The following is a 1,040-nucleotide window of genomic DNA, read 5'->3' on the forward strand; positions in this document are numbered from 1 at the left end:
ATAGGTGTGCTCACGCAGGGCGAAGTTGCGCTTGATGTCCTTCTCGAACGCCACGGACGACACCCAGGTCGCGGCCTGATTGCAGGCATGCAGGGTTTCCTCAAGTGCCGCCGCCTGCACAGGCGTCGGCAGGAGTTTCACCTGCACGGTCAACTTCACGACCGTGACGCTACCCGCCGCCCCACGTACCGGCATTCGAACAGCGCGCATTCCTCCTGGTACCCCTCCTACCTCAACGCCTCCGCGGGCGGCGCGCCGCTCGCCCTCATCAAGCAGTACATCGAGCAGCACAAACGCCCTGACCAGCCGGCCTCCGGCCGGCTCCGCCGGGCAGCCACGGCCGGCCTCCGGCCGAAACCACAGATACTGCGATGCTGCGCATCGCCACCACAGGATGCGATTCCTCCCGGGGCTGAAGCCCCGGGGTTCCTCGCAAGAGCCCGCTGAAGTCGACGGCCTCCAACCGGTCGTCGGTGAACTTCCGCCCGCAGTCCACACACACCGGCCACGGTGCCCCCGGCTGCGCAGCTCATCCCGTGCGCCATCACCTCGGTGAATCCCTGCAGCTCGGCACGGCACAGCTGACGCAGCCGAGCGACTCGAACAGTCCGCTGGTTAATTGTTGTCGGCAATCTTGGATCGATTGCGAGACGGCGAGATCAGGGGTGGGGAATGCATCGGCCGAACGTCATCGGTGACTGGCGCGAGTACGAGGACGACTACGCGGGGATCCGCGTCCGGGTCCACTCGTTCAAGAAGGGGGACGTTCCGCCCAACAGCCGCGACAGTGATGCTAAGGGGCTCACCTACTTCAGTTTCCGCGTGACGGTGGAGAACCGTGCCGAGGAGTGGTTCCTGATCGAGCTGAGTCAAGGAAACCTCGACGTGCGGGCTGGCAAAGATGGTGAAGGAGCCTTTGACGACCATCGCTCCAAGGAGATCGAAGGCTTCAGAACCCTCGGTGAACCTCCGTCAGCGCATCCCCGACAGGTGCGTGGAGGGTTGTCGACCCGGCTCGGCTCAGGTCGCGGACCGCCCAG

General features: G+C 65.0%; 1 pseudogene. It reads left to right on the plus strand.

The features are described 5' to 3' along the window. Nucleotides 1–672 precede the first annotated feature (672 nt). A pseudogene (locus ACWFR4_RS49200) lies at nt 673–1,040 on the plus strand (hypothetical protein); the annotation flags it as partial.

Source organism: Streptomyces sp. NPDC055140 (assembly GCF_053607285.1).